Here is a 24,588-nt window from a genome sequence, read left to right as displayed (position 1 = left end):
CCATGAAAGTTGCCGAACAGGACTTCGATCAGCTGCTGCGCGAGCATTGCGCACTGCTGCGCGAGCATGGCCGCGTGCAGGCGCGATGCGGGGAGCAGTTGAGCGCGCAGGCGCGCGAGATCGATCGCCTGCGTGCCCAGGCCTTTCGCCAGCGTGCCCAGTTGATCCAGCGCGACACCGCCCTGGCCTGGGCGCGTGAAGACCGCGCGGCGCTGGAGCAGGCCATCCCCGGGCTGCCAGGCCGCGTCAAGCTGGCGCGGCATGTGAACGTGCTGGTCTCGCGCATCCAGGAACTCCTGCGCGAGCGGCTGCGCTGGGAGTGGCACAAGGCTCGCCCGATGGTCGCCCAGGCGGACGCGGCCGTCCCGCCGGTCGACGACGGCGAAGGGCTGGAGGCCACGCTGCGCACTGCCGACCTGGTCATCTGCCAGACCGGCTGCCTGAGCCACGGCGCCTATTGGCGCGTGCAGGACCTTTGCAGGCGCACCGGCAAGGCCTGCGTGCTGGTCGAGCAGCCCGACGCCCTGCGCATCGTGCGCATCCACCGGGCGCCCGACGATGCCGAGCGGGCTTCTGCGGCCACCGCTGCGCCGGCGCCGGCGTCGCACGCCTGAGCGGCCCGGCGCCTTGGCGCACTACTTCGGACAGGTGCCGCCGACGGACGTGCTGCCGTCCTTGCATTCGGTGATGATCGGGGCCTCGCGCTTGCGCGGGGCCGGCGGCGGGGCCGGTGTCGCGGGATCGGGCGACGCACTGCCCGTCGGCGCGCCGGTGCGCGTATAGACGATCTGGCGCGTGCCCTGGGCGCAGGTGCCGACGACCTGGCCATCGGCCGGCGCGTTCGCATCGATCACCGTGACCGTGAACGCACTGACGCCGGCGGCGCCGATCTTCGCCTCGATCTGCGCGCGCAGGTCTTCGCAGTTGCTCGGTTGCGCATGCGCCGCGCCGGCCAGCGCACAGAGCAGCGGCACGAGCCATGCGGCGGGAGAGCGGTGACGGGTCGGGAGTGTCTTGCGGGGCATGAGGCGGTTCCTCCTTTCAATCCGGGCCTGAGCGGAGCCCATCATCGTCCATTCAACCTGCCTTGCGAAAGGTGAAGTTGATGCGCTGGGCGCCGAGCGCCGGGTGCGGCGCATCGGCCAGCGGCAGCACGCCATGGAAGCGAAGGCGGTCTGCGCCGCCCCAGACCACGACGTCGCCGTGGAGCAGCGGCAGTCGAAGTGCCCGCGCCGCGCGGCTGCTGCCGCCCCAGAGGAAGGTGGCCGTCATGCCCAGCGACACCGAGACGACGGGCGCGCCGAGGTCGCGTTCGTCGCGGTCCTGGTGCAGCGACAGGCGCGCGCCCGGCAGGTAGCGGTTGATCAGGCAGGCGTCCGGCGCGAAGGCGTCGAAGCCGGCGGCCGCGGCCGCGTCGCGCGCCAGCCGGCTGAAGACCTCGGGCATCGCGGGCCACGGCCGGCCGCTGTCCGGATCGGTGGGCGCATAGCGATAGCCGCGGCGATCGCTGGTCCAGCCGAGCGCGCCGCAATTGGTCAGTGCCACCGACATCGTGAACCCACCGGGGGTCACCATGTGGCGGAACGGCGCCTGCGCCTCGATGCCGGCAATCGCTGCCAGCAGCACGTCTGCGCAGGGCAGGGCGAAGCCGCGCAGAAGGAATGCGCCGGGCCCCAGGCGCTCTGGCGCGTCCGGCGAGGCAGGCGCAAACAGGTCGAGCGTCGTCATGCGGAGCCATCCATGCGCAGCATCATGGCGATGTTGCCGGCGACAGCAATGCCCCCAGGTGATCGACGAACGCGCGCACGCCTTCGGGCAGCGTCCGGCCGGCGAGGGTCTGGACCTCCAGGGTGCGCCCGCTCACGGCGCGCTCGCGCAAGGTTGCCGCATGCAGTTCGCCGCGGCGGATGCGCTCGCGCACCGTGACTTCGCCGCCGATCGACAGGCCGCCGCCGTGGCGCACGAAGTTCAACAGCGCCTCGAACTGGCTGCTGACCATGACCGGCTCGAACACCAGCCGGCGATGGCTGCAGGCGATATCGAACAACTGCCGGGCCGTGTTGTCGGCCTCGGGCAGGGCAATCGGATGCGGGTGCATCTGCGCGAGCGTGACGCTGTGCAGGTGCGCCAGCGGGTGGTCCGGCCGCATCACGGCGATCACCGGTGACACCTGCCGGTGCTGCACCTCGATGTCGCGCTCAGCCGTGCGGCTGTAGGTCAGGCCGATGTCGGTATCGCCGTCGAGCACGGCCTGCGTCACCGCGGCCGGCGCGGCGGCGCGCAGATGGATCTGCATGCCCGGATGCTGCGCGGTGAACAAGGCGATCGCGCGGGGCAGGAATTCGACGGCGAAGCCGCCGGAACTGCACACCCGCACGCGTCCCCGGCGCAGTCCCTGCAGCGCCTGGATGTCGGCTACCACGCGATCGGCTTCCAGGGCTCCGCGCCGGGCGTGCGCGGCGAGCAACTCGCCCGCCGGGCTCGGCACCATGCCGCGGGGGCGCCGCTCGAACAGCGGCAGGCCCAGCATGTCCTCCAGCGCCGCCACCTGGCGGCTGACCGCCGAGGGCGAAACGTTCAGGCGCGTCGCGGCCTCGGTGACCGAGCCGCCTCGCACGACTTCGAGGAAGTAGCGCAGCGCAGTGTCCTGCAGGCGGTAGGAGAGCATGGCGTGTCGCGGCGAGGTTTGCGAAAAACGCAACGATAGATCAACAACTCGGCGATAGTCAAAACGCATTCACTTTCCTATCCTTGCCTTTCTGTCACACATCTCAAGGAAAGTCATGGACCTGCGCGTCGTCGCCGTCGCGCCCGCCGCAGTCGCACGCCCACAGGCGGAAACTGCCGACGACATCGTCGAGTTGACCGCGACGCGCCTGTCGCAGGCGATCCAGGCGCGGGAGCTGTCGTGCGTGGAAGTGCTCGAAGCCTTCCAGGCGCAGATCGACCGGCTCAACCCGATCGTCAACGCCCTGGTCGCACCGGCCGACCCCGACGCCCTGCGCGCTCGGGCGCGGGCGCTCGACAAGCAGATGCAACGCGGGGAACGGCTCGGCCCGTTGCACGGATTTCCTCAGGCCCCCAAGGACATCATGCCGGCGGCAGGCATGGTGACCACCCGCGGTTCGCCGATCTTCGCCGGCCAGGTCACGCGCACCGACGCGGTGATCTTCGAGCGCATGCGCGCGGCCGGCGCATTGTTCGTCGCGCGCAGCAACTCGCCCGAGTTCGGGCTCGGCGGCCATACCTACAACCCCGTCTACGGTCCGACCCGCAATGCCTTCGACCCGACGCGCTCTGCCGGGGGCAGCAGCGGTGGCGCGGGCGTGGCCGTGGCCTTGCGCATGCTGCCCGTGGCCGACGGCACGGACATGATGGGTTCGCTGCGCACACCGGCCGCCTTCAACAACGTCTATGGCTTTCGCACCTCGCCGGGTTGCGTGCCGCACGGCCCGGCCGACGAGGTGTTCTTCCAGCAGTTCAGCGTGGCTGGCCCGATGGCGCGCAACATTCCAGATCTGGCACTGCTGCTGTCGGTGCAGGCAGGCTTCGATGCCCGATTGCCGCTCACGCGCCGCAGCGAAGGTGCGCAGGACTGGGCCGGGGCGCTGTCACGCGACCCGCGCGGCCTGCGCATCGGCTGGCTCGGCGACCTGGGCGGACACCTGCCGGTGGAGCCGGGCCTGCTCGACACGTGTCGCGCGGCACTGGGCGCGTTCCGGGACATCGGCTGCACGGTGGACGAGGTTGTTCCTTCCTTCGACCTCGAGCGCCTGTGGCGCGCCTGGATCGACCTGCGCAGCTACGGCGTGGCCGGCGCCAACGGCGCCCTTTGCGATGACCCCAGCACGCGCGCGCAGCTCAAGCCCGAGGCGGTCTGGGAGATCGAGCGCGGCCGCGCGCTGACCGCGATGCAGGTGTATGACGCAACCCGCGTGCGCTCGGCCTGGTACCAATGTCTGCGCGAACTGTTCGAGCGCTTCGACTTCCTCGTGCTGCCCGCTGCCCAGGTGTTCCCGTTCGATGCCCGGCTGGCCTGGCCCCGGTCGGTGGGCGGAACGGCCATGGACACCTATCACCGCTGGATGCAGGCCGTCGTGCCCGCGACGATGGCGGGGCTGCCGGCGCTGGCCGTGCCGGCCGGCTTCGGGCCGCAGGGATTGCCCGCAGGCTTGCAGATCCTGGGGCCGGCGCAAGGCGATCTTGCCGTGCTGCAACTCGGCCACGCCTATGACCTGGCCAGCGGACACGCACGCGCGCGCAGTCCGCTCCTGGACCGCCCTGCGGGCCAGACGCCCACCTGACTTCCCACCACCGAGCTTTCGAGGAGATTTCCGTTCATGGCCTTGTCCCGTTCCCGCTTCCTGTCGAGCCTGCTGGCCGGCGTCCTGGCAATTGCCGCGCCCGGCGCCTTCGCGCAGCACTATCCGGATCGCCCGATCAAGCTGATCGTGCCGTACGCGCCGGGCGGCGCCACGGACATTCTGGGGCGCCACCTTGCCGTCGCCTTCAGTGAAAAGCTGGGCCAGCCGATGATCGTCGAGAACCGCCCCGGCGCCAGCACCGTGGTGGGCGCCGCGCTGGTGGCCAAGGCGCCGGCCGACGGTTACACGCTCCTGCTCGCCAGCAGTACCACGCTCGCGCTGAACCCGGTCATTCGCGAAGCGCTGCCATACGATCCGATGGCGTTCACGCCGCTGGGCCTCGTGGCCGACATGGGGTTGCTGCTGGTGGCCAACAACCAGGTGCCCAGCCGTACGCTCGCGGAACTGGTGGCACAGGTCAAGTCGGCGCCGGACAGGTATTCCTACGGTTCGGTCGGGGTCGGGTCGTCGGTGCACTTCGGGGGCGAGATGCTCAAGAACACCACGGGCATGCGGCTGCTGCATGTTCCGTTCAACGGCAGCTCGCCCAGTCTGAATGCGCTCATGGGCGGACAGGTGCAGGTTGCCGTGGACACGGTGGTCGCCGCCACGCCGTTGATCAGATCCGGCAAGATCAAGCCGATCGCGGCGCTGGGCGCACACCGGCTCAAGCTGCTGCCGCAGGTGCCCACCGTGGCCGAGAGCGGCTATCCGGGCTTTGACATGAGCACCTGGTTCGCCCTCGTCGGCCCCGCCGGAATGCCCGCGCCCGTGCGGCAAAGGCTCGAAAAGGCCCTGGCGCAGGTGATGGCCGACCCGGCCATGCGCCGCAAGCTCGTCGACGTCGGGCTCACGCCGAACTGGGGCGACGGCGCGGCGCTGCAGGCGCGTGTCGAGCGCGAGTTGCCGCAGATGCGCGTCGTGGCGGCGCGTGCCGACATCCGCGCAGAGTAGCGGGTCGACCGCAAGGCGGGCGCGGGTCCGGGCCTATCGCGCCGAGCGTCGCCGTTGCCAGGCAATGAGCAGGCCGAACACCAGCCCGGCGCTCGCGCTGGTGTGGCCGCTGTAGCTGACCAGGCCCAGGCCCCAGCCCTGCGTCTCGACCGCCACCGCAAGGGCGGCCAGCAGCGCGGCCCAGCCGAGGTTGCGCAGGACGCGCGTCAGGGAAGCGGGCAGGGCGCGATCGAACACGCTCTCCTGGTGCCGCTCCATGGCCAGCGCCAGGGCCGAGAAGCCCAGCAGCGACGGCAGGAAGATCGCGAGGTGACTCATCGCAAGGCGTCCTGCGAAGGCGTGGCGCCATGCGTGGCGTCGAACGTCGTCCGGGGCACGGACGGCACAGTCCGCTCACCTGCGGGGGCCGGCGCCTTCGTGCGTGGCGACTGGGCGCCGCGCGGCACCGGGGCCTTGTGGCGCGCCGTGCGCAGCGCCAGCTTCACGTGCAGCGCGGCCAGCGCCCAGAGCACCAGGTCCATGCCGGCGAACACCCAGTCGCCTTCGGCGATGCTGCGCCACAGCGGCCGGTCGGTGGTCAGCATGTTCAGCACCGGCAGCAGCGCCAGCATGGCGGCGCCGACCCACAGCAACTCGATCCAGGCGCGGCGCGGCGGCCGCAGCACGGCGTGCGCCAGTGCCAGCGCCCAGGCGATGAAGAATGCGTGGATCTCCCATTCGCCGCGCTGCGCCAGCGTGCCCGGCAGCAGGCGGTTGCTCCACAGGAACGTCGCCATGGCGATCGACAGCCCCGCAATGGTCGCGATGTTCAGGCGCTCGACCAGGCGAAAGCCCAGGTGCGGTCGCGCCGGGTCGGGCAGCTTCCTGCGGCGCTTGACCGTCCACATCACCAGTCCGGTGCCCACCATCGCGGTACCGGCCAGGCTGACCAGGAAGTAGAGCCAGCGCGTGACCGTGTCGCCGAAGCGGCCCAGGTGCAGCGCATACATCACGCCGCGGGTCTCGGCCGCGGGGCCGACGCTGTCATGCGTCTCGAGGAGCCTGCCGCTGCTGCCCTCGAACAGGAGGTACTGCGGACTCATCGAGGCGCGGCCTTCTTCGCCGCGGGCCACCGCCACCCGCGAGGCGGCGTCGCCCGGCAGCGTGATGGTCACGCGCGCGATGTTGTCGCGGCCCCAGAGCGCCTGTGCTTGGCGGACCATGTCGGCCACCGGCGCCAATTCGGCCGCGCGGCCGCTTGGCTTGCCCGGCTGGATGAACGCATTGAGCTCTCGCGTGAGTTGCTGGCGTTCCTGCGGCGTCTTGAAGGCCAGCCGCTCGCCGTACGGCATGTACAGCGCCATCAGCGTCACCAGGCCGGTGTAGGTGATCATCAGATGGAACGGCAGCCCGAAGACCGACAGCGCGTTGTGCGCGTCCAGCCACGAGCGCTGGCCCTTGGCCCAGCGGAAGGTGAAGAAGTCCGTGAAGATCTTCTTGTGCGTGATCACCCCGCTGACGATGGCCACCAGCATGAACATGGCTGCCAGTCCTGCAAGCCAGCGCCCCCACAGCACGGGCATGTAGTGGAACTGGAAGTGGAAGCGATAGAAGAACTCGCCGCCCGTGGTGTCGCGCGCCGTCACCTTGTGGCCGGTGGCCGGGTCGAAGGTGGCCTGCCCGAAGCGGCGCTGTCCCGGTTGCGCGGAGGCCAGCCGCCAGAAGGCCTCTGCCGTGTTCTCGCGCGCGCTGGGCAATCCGATGCTCCACTGGCTGCTGCCCGCGGCGAGCCGCCCGAGCTCGCCGGCCACGCGCTGCGCGACATCGGCCGGATCGGGCACCGACGCCTGATGCGCCAGCTCGGGCCGTGCCCATTGCGAGATCTCGTTCTTGAAGTAGCTCACCGTGCCGGTGAGGAACATGGCGTAGAGCATCCAGCCGAGCAGCAGCCCGGCCCAGATGTGCAGGTCGGACATGGTCTGGCGGATGCCGCGCGGCTTCGGCGCTGCGCTCTCCGCGCGCTTTTCGCTCATGCCGAGCCTCCGGCGTGCCACGCCACCCAGGCGGCCGGCATCAGCACGGCGGCGGCCATCAGCAAGCCGACCCAGGCACGGGTCGCGCTGCGAACGGCGAACACCCAGATCACGGCGCCCGCGTAGAGGGCGAAGCTCGCCAGCATGCCGGTCAGCACGGCCTGCGGCCGGGCGATCGGCAAGGCCAGCGCCGCCACGCTGGCGAGAGCCGCCAGCGCGTAACCACCAAGGATTGCGGCGACGATGCGGGAAACGAGGGGCACCACGCGCCGGGCCCGGACCGGCAGCGCGATCACCGGCCTGACGAGGCGGTGGGGTCGGGCGGGAGGTGGATTGTCATGGCGAGAGTCCTATTCAGAAGTCCATGGTGGCGCTCAGCACGAACGTGCGCGGCGCGCTCACCGTCAGGTAGTTGTTGCCGCTCACGAGCCAGACGTTCTCGTCGGTCAGGTTCTCGATGCCGGCGCGCAGCACCAGGCCCTTGCCGCCGACGTTCGTGCGGTAGCGCGCGCCGATGTCGTAGCGCGTCCAGCTGGGCAGGGAAATGGTATTGGCGTTGCTCGCATAGGACGAGCCGGTATAGATGATGCGGCCGTTGAGCGCCAGGCCCTGCACGCCCGGCACGTCCCAGTCGGCGCCAAGGCTGACATTGGCGTCCGGTACGCCATAGGCGTCGTTGCCTTGGTACTGGGCTGCGCGGGTGACCTTGGCGTCGTTGAATGTGAGGCCGCCCATCAGGCGCAGGCCACGGACCGGCTCCCCGTAGCCCGCAAGTTCCAGACCGCGGTTTCGCTGCTCGCCGTCGAAGCTGTAGAGGTTTGTCGCCGGGTCGGTCATGCTGTTGGGGCGCGAGATCTGGAACAGGCTCGCGGTGGTCATGAACGAACCCCAGTCGAACTTGACGCCGGCTTCGTACTGCTGCGACTTGAACGGCGCGAACACTTCGCCGGCATTGGCGGCGGTCGCTGGCGCGGTGGCGCCACGGGTCAGGCCTTCGGTGTAGTTGCCGTACACGGAGATGTTGCCCGTGGCCTTGAACACCACGCCGGCCAGAGGCGAGACGGCGCTTTCCTTGTACGTGGAGGTCTGCGCGCCGGTGGTGGTGCTGAAGTTGTTCAGCTCGACGGTCTGGTCGCGCAGGCCCACGGTGAGCAGCAGGCGGTCTTGCGCGAACGACAGCGTATCGGCCACGGCAATGCTGTAGTTCTGCGCTTCCGACGCCTTGCGCGGGTCATTGCGGGCGGCTGTCACCAATGGCAGTGCCGCGGGGTTGTAGATGCTCGAGCGCGCAACCCCGGACGAGGTGACGTAGGCGTTGCCCTGTTCCTGGTCCAGGTTGGATGCACTCAACGACAGGTTGTGCCCGACGCTGCCGGTGGCGAATCTCGCGCGCAGCCCGATATCCGCGCTGGTCGACTTGCTGTAGGAGTCGTAGAAGCTGTTGCGCACCGTGAAGTTGCCAAGCGCATCCATCGAGACGCTGGTGGTGGGGAACATCTGGTCGGCGGAGCCGTCCCGATAGCCGATGCCAGCCCACGCGGTCAGGTGGTCGCTGATGTCGACTTCCAGGCGCGAGGCCACTACGTTGTCTTCCATCTTCAGCGTCGTGTCCGGGAACCAACTCATGCGCGAGTCGGGCGGCTCGGGCAGCGCCGTCAGGGTCGGCTGGAATCCGATCTGCGGACGGAAGTTGTCGGTGTCCTCCCGTTGCGTGAACGCGTCGAGCGACCAGCGCACGCGACTGCCGCGGTAGTCCAGCGCGACCGCGCCGAGCCCGACCTGCTGGTTGCCGTTGTCGATGCTGGCTTCGCCGTCCCGAAAGGCGCCATTGACGCGGATGCCCCAGGCGTTGTCCTGGCCGAAGCGGCGGCCGATGTCCACGGTGGTGCCGAACTGCGAATCGCTCAGGTAGCCCAGCCCGACGCGTGTGAGCGGTTCGTCGCCGGCGCGCTTTGTGAGCACGTTGATGCTGCCGCCGATGCTGCCGCCGGGCGGAATGCCGTTGATCAGCGTGCCGGGTCCCTTGAGCACGTCGACGCGTTCCACGATCTCGGCGGGCACGCGGTTGGACGTGGAGGACGTGAGGCCGTACAGGCCGTTCAGGCCGATGTCGCCGTTGGCAAGTGTGAAACCGCGGACCTGAATGTCCTCGCTGAATCCGCCAGCCGCCGTCGTCGAGCGCACCGACGCGTCGTTGATCAGCACGTCGCCGATGGTGCGGGCCTGCTCGTCCTGGATCAACTGCTCGGTGAAGCTCGTGCTGCTGAACGGCGAACTCATCGTGTCGGTCGTGCCCAGTATGCCCAGGCTGCTGCCACGCGCCATCTGGCCGCCGGCATACGGCGCCGGGAGGCCTTCGGCCTCGCCGGAGACCACCACCTCGCGCAATGTTCCGGCGGTCTCGATGCCTTGCGCGGCGGCGCCGGCCGCGCCCAGCACGAGGCCGGCGTGCACCAGGTGGCGCGCAAGCGCAGCGATCGGGGTGAGGACGGAACGGGACGCGTCAGGGCGACGAAGGAAGGTCTGCGGCATTGGGAGGTTGTCTGGGGAATGTAAATGCAACTGCGAACGACTCGCATTGGCAAAGTGTAAACGAGCCGATACATAAGTCGGCGCTTTGACACACTGTTTTCAGGCCCATAGTCCTTGCCGCGCGCCGATCGCGTCGCCGGGCAACTCTCGCACCGCGGCGTGACGGGGCATCCACCGACGCGCTCGCTGTTATCTTCAGCGCCGGTAACAAGGGCAACCGTCCTGCAACGACAGGCCCGCCCTCCCACCACGATCACGAAACCACACAGGCCGTTGACCGCATGCCCAGAGGATTTCACCGCCGCCCCGAGCAGGAACGCGAATCGCTCGGTTTCGAAGCCCGCGTCACGGAGGAGGCGCACCAGTCGCTGCGCCTGTGGCTGCGGATGATGTCCTGCAACATGGAGATCCAGTCGGTGCTGCGGCGCCGGCTGCGCGCGGAGTTCGGCATGTCGCTGGCGCGCTTCGACTACATGGCGCAGGCCTATCGCCATCCCGAAGGGGTCAGCATGCGTGCGCTGTCGAACTACCTGATGGTGACCGGCGGCAACGTGACCGGGCTGACGCGCGAGTTGCAGAAGGAAGGCTGGGTCTCGCGCGCACTCGACCCGCAGGACCGCCGGTCCTACCTGGTGCGCCTGACGCCCGAAGGCCGGGCCATGTTCGAAAGCGTCGCCACGGTTCACGAATCCTGGGTGGTCTCATTGTTCGCCGACATGCTGCCGGCCGACAGGGCCCGCCTGACCGACCTGCTGGGGCAGGTCCGTACGTTGCTTGCGCAAGCCGATCTGGCACAGGACCGCTCCGCCGAACCCGTTGCCGACTGATCGCCGGCCATAGCGCAAACGATGTAGGCGCATCGAAAGCACCGACCTCCTGTCATTCGACGCGGGTAAGCTCGCGCGTTCCGGTGGCCTTGCAGTTCCTTGCATGTGCCGCCTGGTTCGAAGAACGGAAAAGGAGAAGATCAATGAGGATCCGTTGGAGAGGATTGCTGACTGCGTCGGCATTTTTGGCGGCCACGCTCAGCGCGGTGGCCCAGGTTCAAGGCCAGGTCAAACCGGCGACACCTGCCCCGGCACCCGCGCCGGCGGCATCGCCCGCGCAGCCTGCGCCGGCCGGTGGCAAGAAGCCGAACATCCTGGTCATCTGGGGTGACGACATCGGCACCTGGAACATCAGCCACAACAACCGCGGGATGATGGGCTACACCACGCCCAACATCGACCGCATCGCCGACGAGGGCCTGTCCTTCACCGACTACTACGGCCAGCAGTCCTGCACGGCGGGCCGTGCCGCCTTCATCGGCGGCAACGTGCCGGTGCGTACGGGCATGACCAAGGTGGGCCTGCCCGGCGCCAAGGAAGGCTGGCAGAAGACCGACGTGACCATGGCCACCGTGCTCAAGAGCCTGGGCTATGCCACCGGGCAGTTCGGCAAGAACCACCAGGGCGACCGCGACGAGCATCTGCCCACGCAGCATGGCTTCGACGAGTTCGTGGGCAACCTGTACCACCTCAATGCAGAGGAGGAGCCCGAGAACGAGGACTATCCGGCCGGCAAGGTCATGGCCAACGGCAAGAAGTTCGAGGACGTCTTCGGTCCGCGCGGCGTGCTCAAGTGCAAGGCCGATGGCAAGTGCGAGGACACCGGCCCGCTGACCAAGAAGCGCATGGAGACGATCGACGAGGAGACGCTCGCGGCCGCCAAGGACTTCATCGACCGGCAGGTCAAGGCCGGCAAGCCGTTCTTCACGTGGTGGAACGCCACGCGCATGCACTTCCGCACGCACGTCAAGCAGGCCAACCGGCACAAGGGCAATGACGAATACACCGACGGCATGATCGAGCACGACGCCATGGTCGGGCAGCTGCTCAAGCTGCTGGACGACCTGGGCGTCGCCAAGGACACCGTCGTGATGTACTCGACCGACAACGGCCCGCACTACAACACCTGGCCTGACGCCGGCACCACGCCGTTCCGCAGCGAGAAGAACTCCAACTGGGAAGGCGCCTACCGCGTGCCCGCGTTCGTGCGCTGGCCCGACCACTTCCCGGCCGGCAAGACGCTCAACGGCATCGTGGCGCACGAGGACTGGCTGCCGACCTTCGCCGCCATCGGCGGCGATCCGCAGATCAAGGACAAGTTGGCCAAGGGCGTGGACCTGAACGGACGCAGCTACAAGAACTACATTGACGGCTACAACCAGCTCGACTACCTGACGGGCAAGGCCACGGAGTCGCCGCGCCACGAGTTCATGTACGTCAATGACGACGGGCAGGTGGTTGCCATCCGCTACGACGACTGGAAGACCGTGTTCCTGGAGAACCGGGGCGAGGGCTTCGGCGTGTGGCGCGAGCCGTTCGTCGAACTGCGGGTGCCTTTGCTGTTCAATCTCCGGCGCGACCCGTTCGAGAAATCGCAGCATAGCTCCAACACCTACAACGACTGGTTCCTGTCGCGCGTCTACCTGATCGCCCCGATGCAGGCGTATGCCGCGCGCTTCCTGCAGACCATGAAGGACTACCCGCCAAGCCAGACGCCGGGTTCGTTCAACCTGGAGAAGGTGCAGAAGACGATCGAAGCCTCGATGGGCGGCAGGTAGGCCGGCGAGGCATCGGTTTGGGGGAGGCTGCGCATGAGCATCCTGGTCGGCACGGCCTCCTGGACCGACAAGACGCTGATCGACTGCGGCCGGTTCTACCCGAAGCAGGCGCGCACCCCCGAGGCGCGCCTGCGCTACTACGCGTCGATCTTTCCCATGGTGGAGGTCGATGCCAGCTACTACGCCATCCCGGCGCCGGCCACGGCGCAGGCCTGGGTCGAGCGCACGCCGGACACTTTCGTCTTCAACGTCAAGGCGTTCCGGCTTTTCACCGGTCACCAGACACAGCCGCAGGTCCTGCACAAGGACCTGCAACAGGCGCTGGGCGCGCGCTTGGGCGCGCCGCCGCGGCAGCTCTACTACCGCGACATGCCCGGGGACATCGTCGATGCGTTGTGGCAGCGATTCCATGAAGCGCTCGCGCCGCTCGTTGCCGGCGGCAAGCTCGGGTTGGTGCACTTCCAGTTCCCGCCGTGGCTGCAGCGCAACCGCGAAGGCATGGCGCACGTGGCGCACTGCATGGAGCGCATGGCGGGCCGCACCTGCAGCATCGAATTCCGGCACGCATCGTGGTTCGACGGCGCCGGTGCGGCCGACACGCTGGCTTTCGTGCGCAGCCTGAACGCGGTGCACACGGTCGTCGACGGACCGCAGGGCTTCGCCAACAGTGTGCCGATGCTGGCCGAGGCGACGCACCCGGACTTCGCGCTGGTGCGCCTGCACGGGCGCAACGCGGGCACCTACAACGTGCGCGGGGCCAGTTCGGCGGCCGAGCGCTTCGACTACGACTACGGCGACGCCGAGCTCCACGACCTGGCGGCCGAGGTGGTGCGGCTCGCCTACAAGGTGCGCAACACGCACGTGGTCTTCAACAATTGCGACGAAGACAAGGGCCAGCGCAACGGCATTTCGATGATGCGCCTGCTGGCGCCGCCTCAGTCCGTGCCGCTCGAGCAACGTTGATGTAATCCATACGGATTACTCGCGTGGCATAGACGGCCGGTTCGCGAAAAAAAGCACGAACGCCTGGTATCGGCTGCGTTACATTTGGTCGCAGTTGTCAATGGTCCGCCCAGGCAACGCCGTTGATCGCACGCCGCTGGCCTGAAGCCCGTCCCGGGCGCGGGCTGCGTGGTGTCCCTCTCACACTGCTCGATTGAAGACGGAAGACCGAACGCCATGTCAGCACGCGCCTCGAACCCACCACGTCAGCCTGTCAGCAGCCGCCGCCAGGTGCTGACCCAGATCGGTGGCGCTGCCCTGGCAAGCATGCTGGGCGCGCCCGTGTTCGCGCAGAGCAAGCCGATCCGCATCGGCGCCAGCTTCGACAACAGCGGCGTGGAGAAGGCCAATGGCCAGGGGCTGTTCGCCGGCTCCAGCGCGTGCATCAACGCCATCAACAAGGCGGGCGGCATCAACGGCCAGAAGATCGAGCTCGTCATGGCCGACGACAAGTTCAAGCCGGAGACGGCCAAGGCCAACGCGCTGGAGTTCGCCGCCGACGCTTCCGTGCTGGCCATGCTCCATCCGCTGGGCACGCGCCAGACGGCCGAGATCATGGACGCCGTGCCCGGCATGGCCGTGGTCGGTCCCAACACCGGCACCGTGGCCCTGCGCAAGAAGAACGCGCCCAACACCTTCTGGGTGCGGGCCAACTACGACCAGGAAGTCGAGAAGCTGATCGCCACCGCGGCGGTGCTGGGCATCAACCGCATCGGCATCGTCCATTCCAAGGACCCGCTGGGCAATTCGGTGCTCGAGGCCTGCAAGGCATCGCTGTCGGCGCACAAGCTCGAGCCGGTGGTGATCGCCACCACGCCGAGCACGATCAGCATGGAAGTCGGTCCCGCCGCCGCCGCCATCGCCAAGGCCGAGCCGCAGGTGGTCATCACCGGCCTGGCCGGTACCGCGCCTGCCTTCATCCAGGCGCTGCGCAAGGCCGGTGGCAACAGCACGGTCTATGGCCTGTCGATCATGGCCAGTTCGCTGACGCCGCTGGGCGATGCGGCGCGCGGTATCGGCTTTGCCATCGTGGTGCCGTCGCCCAACGCGACGCGCTTCGAGGTGGTCCGCCGCTACCAGGCCGACATGCAGGCCAGCGGCAGCAAGGACTACTCGCTGCCCAGCCTCGAAGGCTACATGAACGCGCAGGTGCTGGTCGAGGGCCTGCGCCGGGCCGGTCCGGGGGCCTCGCGCGCCGCGTTGATCGCTGCGCTGGCCGGCATCGAAGGCTATGACCTGGGCGGCGTCAAGATCGGCTTCGGCCGCGTCAACCGCGAAGGCAATCAGTTCGTTGATGTGGCGGTGATCGGCTCGAGCGGCCGTATCCTCAGCTAGTCCCCAGCCGGCGCTGGCCCGCGGCGCGTTGCGCCGCAGCTTCATCCCAAGTCCCATGTCGCTGTCTCTTCTGCAGAAGCTCTCGACGGTGGAGTTGCCCGTGGCGCTGACCGAGGGGTCGGATGTCGACGGGCTTCGCATTCTCAAGATGGCCGGCCACGTGCGGGCCGAGATCCCGCCGCCCGTGCGCACGCTCACGGGCTACCAGCAGCCGCCGGCGCTGGTGATGGCGATCACGTCGCTGGGTCGGCAGATGCTCGAGCGGTTCCCGCAGATGCTGTCGATGCGGCGCGGCGCCTGACGCGCCGCCCGCCTCGCACCGGCTTCAGCGGCCGCCGATGGCCGCGTCCACCACCGCGCCGAGTTGGCGGCAGGCCGCCTCCGGGTCTTGCGCCGCGACGATCGCCCGCACCACGGCCACCGAGCCGACGCCCGTGGCCAGTACGGCCGGCAGGCGCTCGGCATCGATGCCGCCGATGGCGACCTGCGGATAGGCCCGCGTGAGCCGGGCATAGGCATCCAGGCGCGCAAGTCCCTGCGGGGCGGTCGGCATTCGCTTGAGCGTGGTCGGAAAGACGGCGCCCATCGCCAGGTAGCTCGGGCCGACGGCATCGGCACGCACCATCTCGGCATAGCCGTGCGTGCTGATGCCCAGGCGCAGGCCGGCGGCGCGAAGCTGCGACAGTTCCGCCGGCGTGAGGGCGTCGAGGTCTTCCTGGCCCAGGTGCACGCCATAGGCGCCGGCATCGATGGCTGCGCGCCAGTGGTCGTTGATGAAGAGCAGGGCGCCGGTGCCGCGAACCGCGTCCACCGCCGCGCGCACCTCGCGCGCGATGGCCGCCGCGTCGTCGGACTTGAAGCGCAACTGCACGGTCGGCACGCCGGCGCGGGCGCATCGCCCGGTCCATTGCGCGTCGGGCAGCACGGCGTACAGGCGCAACTGGCGCGGGCACGGCGGGAACGCGTCCGGCCGTTCGGCCGGCGCCATCGCCTGCATGCCGAAATCCGCCGGCACGGACGGCCACAGGGTGGCGTCGAAGCGGCCGAGCCGGTCGCTCTGCGCCTGCCAGGCGTCGGCCAGGCATTGCGCATCGATCTCGATGAAGCCCAGTTGCAGGCAGGCCGCCCGGGCCGCGCGGCACACTGCGCCGCCGTCGGCCGAGACCGGCGCCGCGGTCGTGTCGGCCAGGCCGAAGCGCGCGCCGTGCGCGGCGACGATGGTCTGCGCCATGCGTTCGATGTCGTGTAGGGGTTCAGTCATTGCCGTGATGCCAGAAAGGGGTGCCCAGCACCGGTGTGCTGGGCTGTGCGGATTCCTGCGGGGCCATGGCGCCGGCACGCCACGCGGCACGGCCGGCAGCCACCGCGTCGGCGAAAGCGCCGGCCATGGCGACCGGGTCCTGCGCCAGGGCCACGGCAGTGTTGAGCAGCACGCCGTCGTAGCCCCATTCCATCACCTGGCAGGCGTGCGATGGCAGGCCCAGCCCGGCATCGACCAGCAGCGGCACGCTCAGGCGCTCGCGCAGCAGCCGCATGGCGTAGGGGTTGACGGGGCCGCGGCCGGTGCCGATGGGCGCCGCCCACGGCATGACGGCCTGGCAGCCGACGTCGACCAGGCGCTGGCACAGGACCAGGTCCTCGGTGCAATAGGGCAGCACCTGGAAGCCGTCGCGAATCAGGCGCTCGGCGGCCTGCACCAGTTGCAGCGTGTCCGGCTGCAGGGTGTAGTCGTCGCCGATCAGCTCGAGCTTGATCCACGGCGTGTCGAACAGCTCGCGCGCCATCTGCGCGGTGGCGACCACTTCGTCGATGCTGTGGCAGCCGGCGGTGTTGGGCAACACCGGCACCTTGAGCTGGCCCAGCATGTCCCAGAAGCCGTTGTCGGTGCCCGGCGTACCGGGGCCGGCCGTCTGGCGGCGCAGCGACGCGGTCAGCATCGCCGGCCGTGCGCGCCGCACGGCGGCTTCCATGACGTCCGGCGACGGATAGCGGGCGGTGCCCAGCAGCAGCCGGCTGTCGAAATGCTGGCCGTACAGGACGAGGGCGTCGTCCTGCGGGTTGGAGGCTGTGGAGTTCATGGGATTCCTAGCCGCCCGTCACCGGACGGATCACTTCGATGCGGTCGTCGGCCTGCAGCATGCGCCCGGCGTACTGCGAACGTGGCACGAACTCGCGGTTGATCGCCACCGCGAACGGTGGGGTGGCCTCGACTGCGGCCAGCGCATCGGTCAGGCATGCCGGCTCGGCCAGGTCGTGTTCGATGTCGTTGATCAGGACTTTCATGGGGTGATGCCGTGTTCTGCGGCCTCCGGGGCGGTGCCCTTGCTCAGCCGTGCCAGCGCGGGCAGGCCGAAGCGTTCGGCCAGCGGGGAATGTCCGTCCTGCAGCAGTTGCAGCGCGACGTCGAGCATGGCCGGCGCGATCATGAAGCCGTGCCGGTACAGGCCATTGACCTGCAGCACGCCGGGCCGTGGCTGGCGTATGCCGGGCAGGTTGTCGGCCAGCGTCGGCCGGCACTGCGTGGCGATCTCCAGGATGCGCGCCTCGGCGAAGCCGCTGTGCACCGCGTAGGCGGCACTGAGCAGCTCCAGCGTGGAGCGCACGCTGGCCGGCGAGCGGTCTTCCGACTCGATCTCGGTCGCGCCGATGACGAACACGTTGTCCGGCTTCGGGGCGATGTACAGCGGGTAGCGCGGATGCACCAGGCGTGTCGGCCGGCGCAGTCCGACTTCCGGGGCGTGCACGCGGATCACCTCGCCGCGCACGCCGCGCAAGGACCGCCACTGCGGCTTGGCGCCGAGTCCGCGGCAGTCCAGCACCCGGTCGGGCTGGCCGGCGCTTCCGGGCGAGAAGTCGTCCGGGTCGCGCGGCGACTGCCAGTGCAGCCGCACGCGCGGGTGGGCCCGCAAGGTTGCATGGAGCGCGGCCAGCAGGGCGCGGTTGTCGAGCTGGCCTTCGCCCGGCAGGAAAAGGCCGCGCGCGAAACGCTGGCCGAGCGAGGGCTCCAGCGCGGCGATGCCGGCGCTGTCCACCGCCCGCATGGCCGGCAGTTCGGGCACGGCGCGCACGGTCGATTCCAACACGCGGGCCAGGCGCTGTGCTTCGGCGGCGTCCTGCCGGTGCCACAGGACCAGCGTGCCTTCGCGCTGGAAGAAGACCGGCTCGGCCAGCTCCGCCAGCAACTGCGGCCAGCGGTCCAGCGCATGCTGGCCCATGCGCACCAACGGCGCCGGTGCCACCGCGGATTCGGCCAGCGGCGCCAGCATGGCGGCGGCCACGCGCGCGGCGGCGCCCTCGGCATCGGCGCTGCCGGCTTCGTACAGGTCGACCCGGCAGCCGGACTGCGCCAGCGCCAGCGCCAGCAGGCGGCCCATGAGGCCGCCGCCGAGGATGGCGGCCGAGTCGAAGGGCAAGGAGAGGGAAGTCATGGATTCAACGATGGCGGCCATCGACGCGGGGCCTGTCCGGCCGTGACCGATAATTTTGCGCATGAGCAGCACACACACCGACGCGCCGCAGAGCGCTCGCTACGCCCGGGTCCTGACCATTGCAGGGTCCGACAGCGGCGGCGGCGCCGGCATCCAGGCCGACCTGAAGACCTTTGCCGCGCTGGGCTGCTACGGCATGAGCGCGATCACCGCCCTGACGGCGCAGAACACGCTGGGCGTGACCGACATCCACGGCGTGCCGCCGCAGTTCCTCAAGGCGCAGATCCAGGCGGTGGTGGAAGACATCGGCGTCGACGCCGTCAAGCTGGGCATGCTGCACGCGCCCGAAGTGGTCGAAGTGGTGGCCTGGGCCATCGACCACTACCGGCTGCCCAACGTCGTGCTCGACCCGGTGATGGTTGCCACCAGCGGCGACCGCCTGATTGCCGAGCAGACCGTCGGCGTGCTGGTGCGCGAACTGTTCGGCCGGGCAGTCGTGATCACGCCCAACCTGGACGAGGCGGCCTTGCTGATCGGGCACCCGATCGAGAACGCCGAGGCCCTGGAAGGCGCGGCCCAGCAGCTGCTCGCCATGGGCGCGGGCGGCGTGCTGCTCAAAGGGGGGCATCTCCCCGGCCAGGAGGTGGTGGACCTGCTGGCCACCCGCGACGGTACGCGGCTGCGCCTGGCATCGGCGCGTATCCGCAGCCGCAACCTGCACGGCACGGGTTGCACGCTGTCGTCCGCCATCGCCGCGCACCTGGCGCTGGGCGCGCCGCTGGCCGAGGCCGTGACCCGGGCCCGCGCCTACGTCGTCGCGGCCATGGAGGCCGGTGCGCAGGTGAAGGTCGGACAGGGCCATGGCCCGCTCAACCACGGGTTTGCGCCAGTGCCGATGCACCGCCTTGCGCTGGCGACCGGCGGCTGAGCCAGGCGAGCACGAAGGTCAGCGCCAGGGCCGGCAGTGCCGAGCCCCATTGCGGCGCCCACGCCCCGCAGGCGTGGTAGGCGGCAATGCCGGCGATCCAGATGAGGGCGGCGCTCCAGTCGACGCGCCGCTGCGCACCGCGCAGCCCGTCCGGGCCGGTGCCCAGGCGCCCAAGGATGACGCCGTACAGGGGCACGAATACCGAGCTGAGCATCAGCAGGAACGGCTCGAGGCTGTGCATCGGCAGCACCAGCGCCAGCGCGATGCAGATCGCCGCGATGACGAAGCCCCAGCGCCGCACGCTCCAGCGCGGGCGCAGGCTGTGCGCGCTGACCGAGCCGGAGTAGACGTCGCCGTAGGCGTTGTCCAGTTCATCGATGAGGATAAGGCCCAGGGCCACCAGCCCGCCCTGGGCCAGCAGAAGCGCGGTGACCAGCGAGGTGCCCGGTTCGGCCACGCTCACCACCAGCACGCCCAGGCCGTAGCACCAGATGTTGGCGATGGCATAGCCCAACCACGTGCCGCCGAAGGCACCGCCGCCGGGGCCGCGCTTGCCGTGGCGTGCATAGTCCGCCACAAGGGGCAGCCAGGACACCGGCATGGCGATGACCAGGTCGAGTGCGCCGAACAGGCCCATCGAGCCGTCGCCCGGGCGCGACCAGAAGGCGTCCAGGCCCTTGGCATGCGCCTGCGCCGCGAATTGCCAGGTGAGCCACAGCAGCGACACCACCACCAGCGGCAGGCCGAAGCGGCTCACGAAGCGACGCACCAGCCCGACCATCGTGCCGGACAGCAGGGCCAGCAGCACCGCGCCCCAGATGGCGGTGGTCAGCAGCAGGCCCAGCGGACCGTCTGCGGCGATGCCGAAGGCCTGCTGGCCGATCGCCTGCGTGCCTTCGCGCATCACCACGAGTTCGAAGGTGGTCCAGCCGACCAATTGAACGATGTTGAGAATGACCGGCAGGCGCGCGAATGCGCTGCCGTACGTGCGGTGCATCAGCCCCGCGCTCGACAAGCCGCTCCGGCAGCCGATGTGCGCGGTCCAGGCGAGCAGGCCGGCGCCGACGCATGAGCCCAGCACGATGGCGATGGCCGCATCCCGCGTGCCCACGGCCGGCACCAGGTAGGCGCCGATCTGCATCACCAGCAGGCCGACGCCCAGGCTGAACCACAGCGAAAGATGGTCGTTCCAGCGGAACACGCGGGCGTCGTCGGCCAGCGGCGTGAGCGCCTCGTTGGCGGGGGAGGGATTCGTCAGTGCCATTCAGTTGCCTCGATGCAATTGTTTGGCAGGTGGGCAAGGCGCCCACGCGAATTGGCGGGATGCCGGCTTCCCTGCGCGAGGATGACCTCAATCAGGTTCAAAGGGTTTTTTCTCAGCCAGCCCGGCAAGACCGGACCGGCACCCCTAGCGAAGGGCCGATTTTACGCCCGCCGGCCGAGCGGCTGCGCGATGCGTGTTCCGGTTCACCCGGTGCCGGCGGGGGCTCGGCCCGCGGCGCCCGGCGCGTTTCAGGCAGCGCGCCCGAACCACAGGACCGACAGCGCGGCCGCGGCGAGCGCAACGACGAAGGCGCCCAGGGCCAGCAGGGCGGACAACTCGGTCTCGCGCGTCACGACTTCCATGCGTGAGCCGAGGTTGCTGTACACGCTGCGCAGCTTGTCGGCCGTGCCCGCGTGGTGGTATTGGCCGCCGGTCATGCGCGCGACTTCGCGCAAGGTGGGTTCGTCGAGCTGCAGGTAGATGGCCATGCCTTCGGGCGCCGATGACACGCCGTCCACCGTGCCGAGCCCCACGACGTGGATGCGCACGCCGCGGTCGGCCGCCAACTTGGCGGCGGCGAGGGTATCGACCCCCGTGGTGCGCCTGCCGTCGCTGAGCAGGATGATGGCGGCGCTGTTGTTCGACCCCGGCGCCACGGGCTTGAATTCCCTCGGCGGCGTCTTTCCCTTGTTCTCGAGGCCGCCGCCCGACGGCGGCTTGCCGCCGGCCAGGCCCATGTCGCCAAGGTCGATCGCCTGGTCCGGGAAAAGCGTCGCGAGGCTCAGCACGATGGCATCGCCCACCGCCGTGCCCATCTGCATGCGGAATCCGTCGATGGTCTGCTGCAGTTGATCGCGGTCGAGCGTGGGCTGCCGCGCCACGTGGCTGCTGCCGGCGAAGGTGACGAGGCCGACCTCGATGTCGCGCGGCAGCTCGCGCAGGAACTGCCTGGCGGCATCCTGCGAAGCGATCATGCGCGTGGGCTGGATGTCGTTCACGGCCATGCTCAACGACACGTCCATGGCCAGGATGATGGACGTGCGCGCCCAGGGCAGCGACACCCGCGCGACCGGACCGGCGGCCGCCACCAGCAGGCCCGCGAGCGCGACCAGGAGGAGCGCGGGCGGCAGGTGCCGGCGCCATTGGCGGCCCGACTGCGCGGCGCGCGCCGTCGCCAGGTTGCTGTAGGCCAGGGCGCGCCTGTTCCTGCGCCGCAGCAGCCACGCGTACAGCAGCGGCAGCAGCACCAGGATGGGCAACAGCCAGAGATACTGAGTCCGGAGGAAGTGCATCGCGAGCCTTTTCGTGGAGTCGCGCGCTTGTGCCTGGGCTGCGGCTTCAGGTGTGGGTCACGCCCAGCAGCTCGTGAAGGCGCGTGCTGGTCGTCGTGTACTGCAGCGCAATCGCCTTGTCCGGGAACACGACGGCGGTGGCCGCCCAGGCGGCCAGCGTGGCCTCGTGGAAGCCGCAGACGATCAGTTTCTTCTTGCCCGGATAGGTGTTGATGTCGCCGACGGCGAACACGCCCGGCTCCGAGGTCTGGAATTTCTCGGTGTCCACCGGCACCTGTTTCTTCGCCAGCTGCAGGCCCCAGTCGGCAATGAATCCCAGGCGCGGGGAAATGCCGGGGTAGGCAAGCCAGGCCTGCGTGTCGATCGTGCGTGGCGAGCCGTCGGGCGTCGTCACGGTGACCTGGCGGCCGTCGAACGCCTGCGGCTGGCCGACGACGAGTCGGATCTGTCCCTGCGCGATGCATTCGCGCACCCGCGCCTGCACTTCTTCATCGGCCTGGAATACGTCGCGCCGGTGCAGCAGCGTGACGTCGCCTGCCTGGCCGACCAGGGCCAGCGCGGCCTGCAGCGCATCGTCGTCGCCGCCTTGCACCACGACCGACTGGCCGGCGAACCGGTCCAGCGATTCCGGGTGGTAGAAAAGCCGGCTGCCCTCGAAAGCCTCCAGCCCCGGCACGGCGAGGCGCTTGGGTACGAAGGCACCCACGCCAGCGGCGATGAAGACGGTCCGGGCGAGGAATTGCGCGCCGCGCGAAGTGCCGAGCAGAAACCGGCCATCGGAATGGCGGGCCAAGGTTGCCACCTGCTGGTCGAAATGGAATCGGGGCGAGAAAGGCTCGACCTGCCGCAGCAGCGACTCCACCAGGCCGATGCCGGTGGTCACCGGCGTGCCGGGAATGTCGTAGATGGGCTTGCTGCCGTACAGCTGGACGCATTGGCCGCCTGCGAAAGGCAGTGCGTCGACGACGTGGCAGCCGATTTCCAGCAGGCCGAGCTGGAACACCTGGAACAGGCCGACCGGGCCCGCGCCGATCACCAGCGCGTCGCACTCGATCGGCGGGGTGTTCATGGGGCTCAGCGGATCAGTTCGGAGACCTTGCCGGTCTTGTCTTTCCACTCTTCTGCGTCGGGCAGGGCGGGCTTGCGCTTGGTGATGCTCTTCCAGCCGTCGGCCTGGGCCAGCTCGGCATTGAGCTTGATGAAGGCGAGCTGGTCGGCCGGCAGGTCTTCTTCCGCGTAGATCGCGTTGACGGGGCACTCGGGGATGCAGACCGCGCAGTCGATGCACTCGTCGGGGTCGATGACGAGCATGTTCGGGCCTTCACGGAAGCAGTCCACCGGGCAGACGTCGACGCAGTCGGTGTACTTGCAGCGGATGCACGATTCGGAGACGACGTGTGTCATTGGACTTCGACAGTGGGGTTCGTTCGGGAAACCCTCAATTGTACGTTCATGGGGATCAGCCTGCCCGCGCCAGGACGGCGCCGGCGGTGCGGTGGGTTGCGGTATCGACCAGTACCAGGGCGCCGAGGCTGCGCGATTGCGCGAACGGCAGCACGGCCAGGGGCTGCTGCAGCGCCAGCACGACCTCGCCGATGGCGTTGGCCTCGAGGCGCTCAGCCGGCTCTGCCGCCAGGGTGCCGATGTCCAGCCGGCTCGTCACGCGCTGGACCTTGGCCTTGACCCAGCGGTGGCCCTGCAGCGCCCAGTAGACGCGGCCGGCGACCAGCGGCTCGTCGTCCAGCCAGGCAATGGTGGCGTGCAACTCGCTGGCCGGCTGCACGGCGCCGGGCGCCAGCAGCCAGTCGCCGCGCGAGACGTCCACCTCGCGGTCGAGCACGATGCCGGCGCTGCGGCCGGCACCGACGTTGCGCGGGGTGCGGGCATGGTCGAGCACCTGCGCCACGGTGGCGGTCTGGCCGCCCGGCAGGATCTCGACGGCCTGGCCGGGCAAGACCTGGCCGCTGGCCACGCGGCCCCAGAACACGCGGCGGCCGCGCGAGGTGTCGGCGGACGACGAGAACTTCTCGACCCACTGCACCGGGAAAGCGAAGGGCACGGCGTCGTCGGGGGCGGTGACCGGCAGCGACTCGAGCAGCTCCAGCAGCGTCGGGCCCTGGTAGCCGCACCAGCCGTCGCGGCGCTCGGCCACGTTCCAGCCTTCGAGCGCCGAAACCGGCACGATGGCGGCAACCTGCACGCCGGCGGCACCGGCAAAGGCTTGCAGCGCCGCGCCGATGCGTTCGAACGCGCCGGCAGGGTCCTGCACGGCATCGAGCTTGTTGACCGCGAAGACGATCGATTGAACGCGCAGCAGATGCGCCAGCAGGGCGTGGCGGCGGGTCTGAGGCAGCAGCGCGCCCGGCCGTGCGTCGGCGGGCGGCTCGCTGGCCCAGGGCAGCTTGGTGGCGTCGACCAGCACCACGGCGGCGTCGGCGCTCGAGGCGGCGGTCACCATGTTGCGGGTGTACTGCTCGTGGCCGGGTGCGTCGCCGATGATGAACTTGCGCCTGGCGGTCGAGAAGTAGCGGTAGGCGACATCGATGGTGATGCCTTGTTCGCGCTCGGCCGACAGGCCGTCGGTCAGTAGCGCCAGGTCGGCCGAGCCGCCACGCTGCACGCCGGCCAATTGGTCTTGCAGCACCGCCTTGCTGTCCACCAGCAGGCGGCCGATCAGCGTGCTCTTGCCATCGTCGACGCTGCCGCAGGTGATGAAGCGCAGGGCAGTGCCGGTGTCGCCGTCGGTGGCTTGTTGCGCGGGGGCAGCGAGGGTGTTCATGGTCTGTTCGTTCAAGTAAGTCTGCGTCGTCGTGGTCGAGGAGTCCGGCTGGGGAGCGAAGCCCCGTCGGGAACACCCACGGAACCGGCTTCG

General features: G+C 69.5%; 25 protein-coding genes and 1 riboswitch. Of the genes, 9 read left to right on the top strand and 16 right to left on the bottom strand.

All coding sequences use genetic code 11. The annotated features are described in order from the left end of the window. The first annotated feature begins 2 nt into the window (after positions 1–2). Positions 3–614: a DUF2325 domain-containing protein gene (locus VES41_RS22450; RefSeq protein WP_324821666.1), complete on the top strand. Its 612-nt coding sequence runs from the start codon at positions 3–5 to the stop codon at positions 612–614. Positions 615–635: 21 nt separating this feature from the next. Here the strand turns inward: VES41_RS22450 and VES41_RS22445 are convergent, their stop codons facing one another. From VES41_RS22445 to VES41_RS22435, 3 genes are read right to left on the bottom strand one after another with little or no spacing between them, the layout of a single operon-like run. Further along, a complete protein-coding gene (locus VES41_RS22445) occupies positions 636–1,025 on the bottom strand; it encodes a DUF1161 domain-containing protein (RefSeq protein WP_324821664.1) in 390 nt (129 codons plus the stop codon). 52 nt (positions 1,026–1,077) lie between these two features. After that, a complete protein-coding gene (gene alkB / locus VES41_RS22440) occupies positions 1,078–1,728 on the bottom strand; it encodes a DNA oxidative demethylase AlkB (protein ID WP_324821662.1) in 651 nt (216 codons plus the stop codon). Positions 1,729–1,750: 22 nt separating this feature from the next. Then, positions 1,751–2,668: a LysR family transcriptional regulator gene (locus tag VES41_RS22435; RefSeq protein WP_324821660.1), complete on the bottom strand. Its 918-nt coding sequence runs from the start codon at positions 2,666–2,668 to the stop codon at positions 1,751–1,753. Between the two features lie 115 nt (positions 2,669–2,783). On the opposite strand from VES41_RS22435, the gene VES41_RS22430 reads away from it, so the two are divergent. Together VES41_RS22430 and VES41_RS22425 are read left to right on the top strand one after the other, a co-directional pair. Continuing rightward, the gene (locus tag VES41_RS22430; RefSeq protein WP_324821657.1) at positions 2,784–4,304 is read left to right on the top strand and encodes an amidase; all 1,521 of its coding nucleotides are present in this window, start codon (positions 2,784–2,786) and stop codon (positions 4,302–4,304) included. A gap of 36 nt (positions 4,305–4,340) precedes the next feature. Beyond that, positions 4,341–5,318: a tripartite tricarboxylate transporter substrate binding protein gene (locus tag VES41_RS22425; protein WP_324821656.1), complete on the top strand. Its 978-nt coding sequence runs from the start codon at positions 4,341–4,343 to the stop codon at positions 5,316–5,318. A 33-nt stretch (positions 5,319–5,351) separates the two neighbouring features. Here the strand turns inward: VES41_RS22425 and VES41_RS22420 are convergent, their stop codons facing one another. The 4 genes from VES41_RS22420 to VES41_RS22405 all read right to left on the bottom strand — a co-directional run bounded on the left by VES41_RS22420 (position 5,352) and on the right by VES41_RS22405 (position 9,862). After that, entirely contained in the window at positions 5,352–5,636 is a 285-nt protein-coding gene (locus tag VES41_RS22420) for a DUF3325 domain-containing protein (protein WP_324821654.1), read from the bottom strand. Next, the gene (locus VES41_RS22415; protein ID WP_324821652.1) at positions 5,633–7,330 is read right to left on the bottom strand and encodes a PepSY-associated TM helix domain-containing protein; all 1,698 of its coding nucleotides are present in this window, start codon (positions 7,328–7,330) and stop codon (positions 5,633–5,635) included. The genes VES41_RS22420 and VES41_RS22415 overlap by 4 nt, the downstream gene beginning before the upstream one ends. Further along, entirely contained in the window at positions 7,327–7,593 is a 267-nt protein-coding gene (locus VES41_RS22410) for a DUF3649 domain-containing protein (RefSeq protein ID WP_324821650.1), read from the bottom strand. Before VES41_RS22410 ends, VES41_RS22415 begins: the two co-directional genes overlap by 4 nt. A gap of 91 nt (positions 7,594–7,684) precedes the next feature. Continuing rightward, entirely contained in the window at positions 7,685–9,862 is a 2,178-nt protein-coding gene (locus tag VES41_RS22405) for a TonB-dependent siderophore receptor (RefSeq protein WP_324821648.1), read from the bottom strand. A 281-nt stretch (positions 9,863–10,143) separates the two neighbouring features. Between VES41_RS22405 and VES41_RS22400 the strand changes: the two genes are divergently transcribed. The 5 genes from VES41_RS22400 (at position 10,144) to VES41_RS22380 (ending at position 15,105) form a co-directional block, all read left to right on the top strand. Then, positions 10,144–10,689: a MarR family winged helix-turn-helix transcriptional regulator gene (locus VES41_RS22400; RefSeq protein ID WP_324821646.1), complete on the top strand. Its 546-nt coding sequence runs from the start codon at positions 10,144–10,146 to the stop codon at positions 10,687–10,689. Between the two features lie 143 nt (positions 10,690–10,832). Next, on the top strand, positions 10,833–12,467 hold the full coding sequence (locus VES41_RS22395; RefSeq protein WP_324821644.1) for an arylsulfatase: 1,635 nt from the start codon (positions 10,833–10,835) through the stop codon (positions 12,465–12,467). Between the two features lie 33 nt (positions 12,468–12,500). Further along, positions 12,501–13,430, top strand: coding sequence for a DUF72 domain-containing protein (locus VES41_RS22390; protein WP_324821642.1), 930 nt, complete (start codon positions 12,501–12,503; stop codon positions 13,428–13,430). 216 nt (positions 13,431–13,646) lie between these two features. After that, positions 13,647–14,804 carry an ABC transporter substrate-binding protein gene (locus tag VES41_RS22385; RefSeq protein WP_324821640.1) on the top strand — a complete coding sequence of 386 codons (1,158 nt, stop codon included), beginning with the start codon at positions 13,647–13,649 and terminating at the stop codon, positions 14,802–14,804. Positions 14,805–14,859: 55 nt separating this feature from the next. Further along, a complete protein-coding gene (locus tag VES41_RS22380) occupies positions 14,860–15,105 on the top strand; it encodes a hypothetical protein (protein WP_324821638.1) in 246 nt (81 codons plus the stop codon). Between the two features lie 24 nt (positions 15,106–15,129). Here the strand turns inward: VES41_RS22380 and thiE are convergent, their stop codons facing one another. Genes thiE through VES41_RS22360 form a run of 4 tightly spaced genes read right to left on the bottom strand, consistent with a single transcriptional unit; the run spans position 15,130 to position 18,232 of the window. Next, positions 15,130–16,065, bottom strand: coding sequence for a thiamine phosphate synthase (gene thiE, locus VES41_RS22375; protein ID WP_324821636.1), 936 nt, complete (start codon positions 16,063–16,065; stop codon positions 15,130–15,132). Next, positions 16,058–16,882 (bottom strand): thiazole synthase, encoded by an 825-nt coding sequence (locus VES41_RS22370; RefSeq protein WP_324821634.1) that lies wholly within the window; start codon positions 16,880–16,882, stop codon positions 16,058–16,060. The genes thiE and VES41_RS22370 overlap by 8 nt, the downstream gene beginning before the upstream one ends. A 7-nt stretch (positions 16,883–16,889) precedes the next feature. Beyond that, complete coding sequence (gene thiS / locus VES41_RS22365) at positions 16,890–17,087, bottom strand: sulfur carrier protein ThiS (protein WP_324821632.1); 198 nt, start codon at positions 17,085–17,087, stop codon at positions 16,890–16,892. After that, positions 17,084–18,232, bottom strand: a complete 1,149-nt coding sequence (locus VES41_RS22360; RefSeq protein WP_324821630.1) for an FAD-dependent oxidoreductase — start codon at positions 18,230–18,232, stop codon at positions 17,084–17,086. Before VES41_RS22360 ends, thiS begins: the two co-directional genes overlap by 4 nt. A gap of 61 nt (positions 18,233–18,293) precedes the next feature. On the opposite strand from VES41_RS22360, the gene thiD reads away from it, so the two are divergent. After that, positions 18,294–19,160, top strand: a complete 867-nt coding sequence (thiD, locus tag VES41_RS22355; protein WP_324821628.1) for a bifunctional hydroxymethylpyrimidine kinase/phosphomethylpyrimidine kinase — start codon at positions 18,294–18,296, stop codon at positions 19,158–19,160. On the opposite strand, the gene VES41_RS22350 is transcribed toward thiD, so the two are convergent. The 5 genes from VES41_RS22350 to VES41_RS22330 form a co-directional block, all read right to left on the bottom strand. Next, a complete protein-coding gene (locus VES41_RS22350) occupies positions 19,102–20,424 on the bottom strand; it encodes a purine-cytosine permease family protein (RefSeq protein WP_324821626.1) in 1,323 nt (440 codons plus the stop codon). The two genes, thiD and VES41_RS22350, sit on opposite strands and share 59 nt — an antisense overlap. A 51-nt stretch (positions 20,425–20,475) precedes the next feature. Continuing rightward, positions 20,476–20,580: riboswitch (TPP riboswitch) on the bottom strand. 92 nt (positions 20,581–20,672) lie between these two features. Continuing rightward, positions 20,673–21,716 (bottom strand): VWA domain-containing protein, encoded by a 1,044-nt coding sequence (locus VES41_RS22345; RefSeq protein WP_324821624.1) that lies wholly within the window; start codon positions 21,714–21,716, stop codon positions 20,673–20,675. A gap of 46 nt (positions 21,717–21,762) precedes the next feature. Next, entirely contained in the window at positions 21,763–22,785 is a 1,023-nt protein-coding gene (locus VES41_RS22340) for an NAD(P)/FAD-dependent oxidoreductase (RefSeq protein WP_324821622.1), read from the bottom strand. 5 nt (positions 22,786–22,790) lie between these two features. Then, the gene (gene fdxA, locus VES41_RS22335) at positions 22,791–23,120 is read right to left on the bottom strand and encodes a ferredoxin FdxA (protein WP_324821620.1); all 330 of its coding nucleotides are present in this window, start codon (positions 23,118–23,120) and stop codon (positions 22,791–22,793) included. 55 nt (positions 23,121–23,175) lie between these two features. Beyond that, positions 23,176–24,495 carry a sulfate adenylyltransferase subunit 1 gene (locus VES41_RS22330; RefSeq protein ID WP_324821618.1) on the bottom strand — a complete coding sequence of 440 codons (1,320 nt, stop codon included), beginning with the start codon at positions 24,493–24,495 and terminating at the stop codon, positions 23,176–23,178. Between the last annotated feature and the right edge of the window lie 93 nt (positions 24,496–24,588).

The sequence above is a fragment of the Variovorax sp. genome (assembly GCF_035634955.1).
Lineage (GTDB): Bacteria > Pseudomonadota > Gammaproteobacteria > Burkholderiales > Burkholderiaceae_C > Variovorax.
Note: the sequence above shows the minus strand (reverse complement) of the source record. Positions and strands in the feature narration are given on the sequence as shown.